Genomic DNA, 7,875 nt, shown 5'->3' on the forward strand with positions numbered 1-7,875 from the left:
GACTCAGTCGTCGGGCCATTCGACAGGAACTCCGCCGTCGAGTCCGACGGGCGCGATGCCCTGGAACGGGGTGAGCACCTGCCATCCCTCGGCGTCATCGCGCAGGAAGAGCACGATGTCCTGTCCGTCGTCGTAGCGCTCGAACGAGTCCGCGTCGTCCCCACAACTTCGGGGGAGCGAGGTGACGGTGATGTCCGCAGGCCCGGTGCCGTCGAGCCACGAATCCACGTCGATCGACCAGCGGTTCGCGGTCATCCCCATGTAGGAGGTGGGTTCCGCCACTCCGGTGACATGCCCGATCACGACGGCATCCGCGTCGGCAGCAGCATCCGTCGGCGTGTCGAACCATACCCAGTCGATGCACGTCGTGGACGAGGCCGGGACTCCGGAGCAGGCGGCGAGCGGCAGCACCAGCGTCGCCAGCGCACCCGTCGTCCACCATCGACCCATGACGGGATCATTCCACGTATGCCGCGCGGTGCATACGGCCCCGTCTAGCCTGAGACCAGCGATAGGCATCCGCCTTCGGCTTCCGCAGCTCACGGGCTCCCACCGTCAGGAGAGCACCATCTCCCTCTCACAGGTCGCACCAGCCGCCACACTCGGACCGATCCGCCAGACTTACGCCGGAAACGCCGAGATACCGCCCATGGCGGCCGCCTACCGGGAGGTGTCGCAGGTCGTCCGCGAGACCGGGCTCATGCAGCGCACTCCCGTCTTCTACTCGCTCGTCGGCGCGGCAGTGCTGCTCGCCCTCGGCGGTTGCGTGACCGGGTTCATCCTGCTCGGCGACAGCTGGTTCCAGCTACTCATCGCCGCTGCTCTGGGCATCGTGTTCACGCAGGTCGCGTTCCTCGCGCACGAGGCCGCGCATCGCCAGATCCTGTCGTCGGGGCCGGCGAACTTCCGCCTCGCCCGTGCGCTCGCCGGAGTCGTCGGCATGAGCTACCACTGGTGGGACTCGAAGCACACCCGTCACCACGGCAACCCGAACCAGGTCGGCAAGGATCCGGACATCGAGGTCGATACGATCTCCTTCCTCGAAGAGGACGCCGCGAAGTCGCGGGGCTTCATCCGTCTGATCACACGCAAGCAGGGCTGGCTGTTCTTCCCGCTGCTGACGCTCGAGGGCATCAACCTCCACTACCTGGGCATCAAGCACCTCGTGACTCGGCGCAAGGTCAAGGGCCGCTGGATCGAGTTGAGCCTCATCGCCGCCCGTCTCGCCCTCGTCATCGTCCCGGTGTTCCTGATGCTGCCGCTCGGAATGGCGTTCGCCTTCATGGGCGTGCAGCTGGCCGTCTTCGGCGTCTACATGGGGGCATCGTTCGCCCCGAACCACAAAGGCATGGCGATCATCGCTCCGGACGCCCGCCTCGACTTCTTCTCGAAGCAGGTCCGCACCTCGCGCAACATCAAGGGCGGATGGTGGGCCACCGTGCTCATGGGCGGACTCAACCACCAGGTCGAGCACCACCTCTTCCCGAACATGTCCCGCCTGCACCTGTCGAAGGCTCGCGGGATCGTGCGCGATTACTGCTCCGCGAACGATGTGCCCTACACCGAGACCTCTCTCGGTCGCTCGTACGCGATCGTGATCGACTACCTCAACCGCGTCGGCCTCGCAGCGCGCGACCCGTTCGACTGCCCCATGGCGGCAGAGCTCCGCCGGGCGTAGCAGCGGGTCTGCGGACGGGCGCGAGGCTGCGACAGTCGCGCGGTTCGCGCCTACCCTCCGCCGTGAAGGACCGGCCGCGTACGCGAGTCCGACAGGAGCCCCGAACGCCGTGATGCGTTCGGGGCTCCCGTCGGCGTGCGAAACGTCGGAGTCTCGGGGCGACACGCCGTGGTGGGATGCCCTGCGGCGGCGTGTCGTGCGAGATCTTCGACCTTTCGCACCGCGGGTGTGTACGAGGGTGACCCCGAGCGCGACGCGAGGGAGCACCACCCCAGAAACGTCGGAAGGGCCTGAAGCGCACGCGCTCAGGCCCCTCCGACGTTCAGTGTCAGCGCGGCGTGTTCTCGTCGGCCTCGACGACGTCGATCGTGATCTTGCCGTCGATCGTGGCTGCGTCCTCGTCGATGAGCTCGTCCTCGAGCACCTCGTCGCCGAGGAACACGTCGGACGGCTCGGGCTCGATGACCTCGGACTCGAAGGTCTCCGCCTCGATCTCCTCGTCCGTCTCGTCAGCGTCAGCGGCATCCGCCGCGTCCGCGGCGAAGGCCGAAGCCGCCGGAACCACAGGGGTAGGAGCCGCAGAGCCGGTCTGAGCAGCAGCCTCCTCGTCGCTGAACACGCCGTCGGGGCGGATCAGCTCGCGCACCTCGGCCATGAAGCTGGCGAGCTGCTGCTGCTGCCACCGCAGCTGACGCGCGTGGTCCTCGGCGTCGCGCAGCACCGTCGAGGTGTGCGTGGTGACCGAGTCGACGATCTTCTGCGACTTCTGACGTGCGCGCTCGAGCGTCTCACGAGCTCGTACCTGAGCATCCGCTTCGATGGCCGCGGCCTGCGTGCGCATCAGGCGCTCGTAGTCGTCGGCCTTCGCCGAGATGCGCTGGGCGTGCTCGAGCGATGCGGTGACCTGCTCATTGGCGTCGGTCGTGATGCGCTCGGCGTGCGAGACGGCCTGGTTGTGCAGTACGAGGAACTCCTGCTGCGCGTCGTCCTGACGGCGGGTCAGCGTCTCCTCGAACTCGAGCACTCGTGAGTTCATCTCGCGGACCTCGCGCTCGGCATCCGCCCGCAGCTGCGTGGTCTCGCGAGTGACGAGCGAGCGCAGAGCGGCCGCGCCCTTCTCCGCCTCGGTGCGGATCGCCGTCGCCTCCTGCGTGGCCTGGTGCACCTTCTCGGCGGCGTGCGCGGCCTCGCGCTCGAGGGTGGCCTGGTGAGCCGTGTACTCGGTGTCGATCTTCAGACGGACCTGATCGGCGTCGTGCTGCGCCTGGGAGATGATGCGTGCGACGTCGGCGTCGGCCTCGGCGCGCTGCGCGGTCACCTCTTCGCGTGCCGCGGCCATGAGACGGTCGGCCTGCACGGCGGCGTTCTGGATCAGCACGTTCGCCTGCTCCTCAGCGACCCGCAGGATCGCCTCGAACTGCTCGCGCGACGGCGCGTCCTTACCCTCAGGTCGGGGGAGGTCGACGAGCTCATTGGTGAGAGTCGTGACGCGCTCCTCTGCGTCGGCGATCTGAGCCTTCGCCGCGGCGAGGTCGGCTTCGGCCGCCTCGCGAGCGGTGCGCTCCTCGGCACGGATGCTCTCGACGGTGTCCTCGTGACGCGCCTCGGCGTCGGCGAGTTCGGCCTTCGCCTGCTGCAGCTGGTTGCGCAGCGCGCTGAGGGCGGAGTCGACCTCGGCCTTGTCATAACCGCGGAACGCTGCGGTGAACGATCCGGTCTGCGGGGACGATGGCGACTGCTCGCGAGGCACGTCCTCGATGAGCTTGTCGAAGAAGTCGTTGTCGGCGGGTGTTTCGCTCATGTTCGGCCTTTCTGGCGTGGCCGTGACGCAGACCGCTGCTCGCGACGCGCAGGCCGAAGGGGGAGGGCGGACGGGCCACGGCTGGGGGTGTGGCGCTGCGAACAGCCTAGCCGCGGAGCCTGTGTGTTGTGGAGGGCTGGCGTACCTTGCGCATGCGCTGCTGCTCCTTTAGAAAGAGATCGATGCGATCGAGTAATGAAACGCGCTCTTCCGCGTCTCATCAGTGGGCAGTCGTGCGGCCCCAACCGCACACCCACTTTCCGTGACGGGGAGGCTACGGATGACTCATAAGCGCGCGCCCTTTCGGCGCCTGATCGCAACGCTCGCAACAGTGGCACTGTCGACCGCTGGACTGTGGGGCGTCGCCGCCCCTGCCGGCGCCGACGAGCCGCCGGAGCCTGTCGCCGAGTTCTCGGCGCAGGAGTGCGAGGGAACGACCTTCTTAGATCCGACGAACGCCGAAGGCGTGGTCGGCGACCTCACCCGCGTCTTCGGTCAGCGCCTCGCCGAGTACAACGCCGGTCACGCGGTCATCCTGTACGACGCGTTCGGTGACAACAACAACAATGCGTATCCGCCCGTGTGCGCCGAGCGACACGTCGACGGTGTGGGAGCGGTGTCGGAGTGGATGTTCTGCACGGACTACTACTCGCACGTCTGCAGCGGTGTCGACGCCGACGGCAACCTGCTCGATGGCGACGGAAACCCGATTCCCGGCCTCGACACTCTCGAGGGGCGCAACGAGAAGTTGACCGCCGACCAGGAGAAGGTCATCGCATATCTGGTGCAGCACGGCAGTGAGACCTACGACGGCGTCGGATACTTCTCGTTCTCCGATGCGGATCGTGCGGTCTCCAATGGGGACTCCTGGGAGCGAGCGGCGCTGCAGGTTCTCGTCTGGTGCATCAGCGATCCGGTGACGAATGCGACGAACCCGACCGAGGTCGAACGCCAGCAGACCTGCGAGGCGAACATGGGGTCCGAGCGGCAGGCTGAGATTCTGGCGGGCATTCCCGACGATCCTTCTCTCGACGTGACCGGCCCTGTCGCGGCTCTGCAGCCCGGCGAGACCGCGGAGTTCTCCGTCACCACCAACGTGTCCGAGCCGGCACTGACGGTCGCGGTCGACGGCGTTGCGGGTACTCTCGCGGTCGTGAGCGGGCCAGGGGTGCTCGCGGACGGCCGGCTCCAAGTGACGACCGATGGCGATCCCGTGACGGTCGTGCTCGGCTACACCGCGGATGACGAGGGGGCGGTAGACCTCGAGGTGACGGCTGCGCCGACGGCCACCGCCCACATCGGGTGGAACCAGTCGCCGGGCGTGAGCGACGACGGCCGCCCGTGCCAGGTCTTCGCGACCTTCCATGTCGACGACCAGGTGATCCTCTCGGGAGCGGCGGTGGCGACATTCGCGATCGACGATGAAGGTGCGGATGCCGATGTCGACGGCGGCGCGGACGGGGCTGGCGCGGATGCCGGCAGCGACGGTGAAGCTGAAGCCGGCGGCGCAGACTCCGGCGGCGAGGATGCCGGCGCCAACGCGAGCGGTGCGGACGGTGCCGGAGCCGTCGGGTCCGCAGCAACCGCGGCTTCGACCTCGGCAGGTGGAGAGTCTGGCGGCGGGGCGTCCGGTGGTACGTCGACCGAGCTTGCGTCGACGGGTGCCGACTCCGTGTCGCCGATCGTTCTGCTTGCTGCGCTTGCTGCGGTGGTCGGAGGTGCGGTCATCGCCTTCCGACGACGCTCATCGATCACTCAGAAGGACGCAGCACCATGATCAGCAGCAGCACCGGCAGGCATCCGATGGTCGTGAGGAAGACGGTGTCGCGCGACAGCGGTTCGGCGACGCCGTAGCGCTGGGAGTAGTTGAAGACGTTCTGGGCGGTGGGAAGAGCCGCGAGGACCGTGACGATGAGCGTCTCCTGCGCAGAGAGACCGAAGAGCTGCGCGGCCGCCCACGCGGCGACCGGCATGACGGCGAGCTTGAGGATGCTGGCCAGCACGATGTCGCGTCGGTGCCCGCGGCTGCCCAGCACGCGCTGGCCGTAGAGCGACATGCCGTAGCTGATCAGGAGTACCGGCACGGCGGCATCCGCGATGAGCTGCGCCGGCTGGAGGACGATGTCGGGCAGGCGGATGTCGAAGACCGAGACCAGGGTGCCGAGCAGCGAGCCGATGATGATCGGATTCGTCGCGGTGCGCACGAGGGTGCGCCGCAGGGAGACGGCGTCACTGGTCACCGCGTCGAGGATCGTGAGGGTGATCGGCGTGAACACGAGCAGCTGCATGAGCACGACGGGAGCCGGGTAGGCGGCGCTGCCGAGCAGATACAGCGATAGCGGGATGCCGATGTTGTTCGAGTTGACCTGGCCGGCGGACAGCGCGCCGATCACGGTGTCGGCGATCGGTCGGCGCCAAACGAGGCGCGCGATGAGCGCATAGACGATGATCACGACGATGGCGGCGATCGCGGAGACCGGCAGCAGCGACGAGAAGAGGAGCTTCGCGTCGGCGTGCGCGAGTACGGTGAACAACAGGAAAGGCGAGAGCACGAAGAATACGAGGCGTCCGAGCACGTGCCGGGCGTGCTCGCCGAGCAGGTCGATCCGCGCGATGACGTAGCCGACGACGATCGCGACACCCACGACGGCGAACCCGGTGAGCGTATCGATCATGATTCGAGGGTATCGAGGCCGGGGAGCGGGGCGGTCCGGCGCCGTCATCGCTCGACTTCTGCGAGCGGGCGCACGCTGTTCGGAGGATCGCACCGAGGCCGGATGCCGACGGCGAGATCGTCCGAAGAGGATGCTGTCATCCGAAGAACGCGCAGGGGCCGAGCGTCCGCAGGGCAAAGCAAAACCCCCGCCATGTAGAAGCTAGGCGAGGGTTTCTGGGCTGATTGTAATGATCAGCCTTGTGGCTCCGACGGGCGTCGATCCCGTGACCTCACGATTTTCAGTCGTGCGCTCTACCAACTGAGCTACAGAGCCGTGCGACCGGCGAACCTGTCGCATCTAGACGAAAGGGCCTTCTCGAAAGAAGGCCCGTCGCTTAGAGCGACCCTGACGGGACTTGAACCCGCGACCTCCGCCGTGACAGGGCGGCACGCTAACCAACTGCGCTACAGGGCCATACTAGTTTTCAATTGTATCGGAAAGTGTGACCCCAACGGGATTCGAACCCGTGCTACCGCCGTGAAAGGGCGGCGTCCTAGGCCGCTAAACGATGGGGCCGAGTCTGTCCCGGAGGACTTCCTTGCCGACGCTCAAGCATAAGCGATGTTCGACGCAAATCGCGAATCGAGGGCGAGTCTTCTTCCGCCCGGGCGTGTTCAGGAGGACGATAGGGGTGGTTCGTCATGCCCGCCGACCGTCCACTGACCCTGGTGTGGATGTGAAAGTTGTTGTTACTGTGGCATGAGTGAAACCGGCGGAAGGGGCCGTGTGAACGACAAACGAGCGATCTCGGAGGCGCCTGAGGCGACGGCCGAGGACTGTGGGTGCGCCCCCACGCCTGCCGAGAGCAGAGCCTTCTGGAAGCAGGGCTCCCTCTCCCGCCGTCACCTTCTCGGTCTCGGAGCCCTCAGCGCGGTCGCGCTGAGCTCCTTCGGCATCGGCTCCGGCGTCTCCGCCGCCTATGCCGCCGCCTACCCGAGCTGGGACGACGTGCAGAGGGCCATGGCGAACGAGGCGTCCAAGGCCGCGGAAGTCACCCGCATCCAGGGCCTCATCGACTCCCTGACTCAGAAGGTCGCCGAGACGCAGACCGCGGCTGAGGCCGCAGGCCAGGCGTTCTTCGAGGCTCAGCAGGCGTACTTCGACGCCGCGGCCAAGGCCGATGAGCTGCAGTCCAAGGCCGATGTGCAGGCGGCGACCGCTGACGAGGCCGAGCGCAAGGCGGCCCAGGTCGCGACCCAGCTCTACCGCGACGGCGGCGACGACACTTCTCTCGAGCTGTTCTTCTCGGGCTCGGCCGCGAACGCCGACGAGCTGCTGAACAAGCTCGGCACGATGGACAAGGTCTACGGCTACACCCAGTCGGTGTACGACACGGCCACCTCGGCGCGCGATGCCGCGCAGCTGCTCAGCGACAAGGCGGCCGTCGCGGCCACCGAGCGCGACCGCCTGCAGCAGGTGGCCGAGCAGAAGATGATCGAGGCGCAGGCCGCAGCGGATGCCGCACAGGCGGCGCTCGACGAGCAGACCGCGAACCTCGCGACGATGGAAGCTCAGCTCGCGGCCCTCAAGGACGCGACCGCAACCACCGTCGCCGGCTACCAGGCCGGTGTCGAGGCTGAGCGCAAGCGCAAGGAAGAGGAAGCCGCGGCAGCTGCCGCGGCTGCTGCCGCTGCGGCAGCCGCCAACAACAACAACGGCGGTGGCGGAGGCGGCGGAGG

The 7,875-nt window shown here is 67.5% G+C and carries 6 protein-coding genes and 3 tRNA genes; 3 read left to right on the top strand and 6 right to left on the bottom strand.

The window, feature by feature from the left end; translation table 11 throughout:
- Window positions 1–3: 3 nt before the first annotated feature.
- Window positions 4–450: a hypothetical protein gene (locus ACI3KS_RS15715; RefSeq protein WP_404919481.1), complete on the bottom strand. Its 447-nt coding sequence runs from the start codon at window positions 448–450 to the stop codon at window positions 4–6.
- A 118-nt stretch (window positions 451–568) separates the two neighbouring features.
- On the opposite strand from ACI3KS_RS15715, the gene ACI3KS_RS15720 reads away from it, so the two are divergent.
- Window positions 569–1,678 carry a fatty acid desaturase family protein gene (locus ACI3KS_RS15720; protein WP_404919487.1) on the top strand — a complete coding sequence of 370 codons (1,110 nt, stop codon included), beginning with the start codon at window positions 569–571 and terminating at the stop codon, window positions 1,676–1,678.
- A 328-nt stretch (window positions 1,679–2,006) separates the two neighbouring features.
- Here ACI3KS_RS15720 and ACI3KS_RS15725 read toward each other — a convergent pair whose 3' ends face one another.
- The gene (locus ACI3KS_RS15725) at window positions 2,007–3,479 is read right to left on the bottom strand and encodes a cell division initiation protein (RefSeq protein ID WP_404919482.1); all 1,473 of its coding nucleotides are present in this window, start codon (window positions 3,477–3,479) and stop codon (window positions 2,007–2,009) included.
- 331 nt (window positions 3,480–3,810) lie between these two features.
- Here ACI3KS_RS15725 and ACI3KS_RS15730 point away from each other — a divergent pair, with 331 nt between their 5' ends.
- On the top strand, window positions 3,811–5,256 hold the full coding sequence (locus tag ACI3KS_RS15730) for an LPXTG cell wall anchor domain-containing protein (RefSeq protein WP_404919483.1): 1,446 nt from the start codon (window positions 3,811–3,813) through the stop codon (window positions 5,254–5,256).
- Here the strand turns inward: ACI3KS_RS15730 and ACI3KS_RS15735 are convergent.
- The 4 genes from ACI3KS_RS15735 to ACI3KS_RS15750 all read right to left on the bottom strand — a co-directional run bounded on the left by ACI3KS_RS15735 (window position 5,231) and on the right by ACI3KS_RS15750 (window position 6,712).
- Window positions 5,231–6,154, bottom strand: coding sequence for an AEC family transporter (locus tag ACI3KS_RS15735; protein ID WP_404919484.1), 924 nt, complete (start codon window positions 6,152–6,154; stop codon window positions 5,231–5,233). The genes ACI3KS_RS15730 and ACI3KS_RS15735 overlap by 26 nt on opposite strands.
- Before the next feature lie 242 nt (window positions 6,155–6,396).
- Window positions 6,397–6,469, bottom strand: a tRNA-Phe gene (locus ACI3KS_RS15740).
- A gap of 67 nt (window positions 6,470–6,536) precedes the next feature.
- A tRNA-Asp gene (locus tag ACI3KS_RS15745) sits at window positions 6,537–6,610 on the bottom strand.
- Between the two features lie 29 nt (window positions 6,611–6,639).
- Window positions 6,640–6,712, bottom strand: a tRNA-Glu gene (locus tag ACI3KS_RS15750).
- 210 nt (window positions 6,713–6,922) lie between these two features.
- On the opposite strand from ACI3KS_RS15750, the gene ACI3KS_RS15755 reads away from it, so the two are divergent.
- The coding region (locus tag ACI3KS_RS15755; RefSeq protein ID WP_404919485.1) for a M23 family peptidase at window positions 6,923–7,875 on the top strand (953 nt) is incomplete at its 3' end.

It is taken from the genome of Microbacterium sp. ZW T5_45 (assembly GCF_044987415.1).
Taxonomy (GTDB): Bacteria; Actinomycetota; Actinomycetes; order Actinomycetales; family Microbacteriaceae; genus Microbacterium.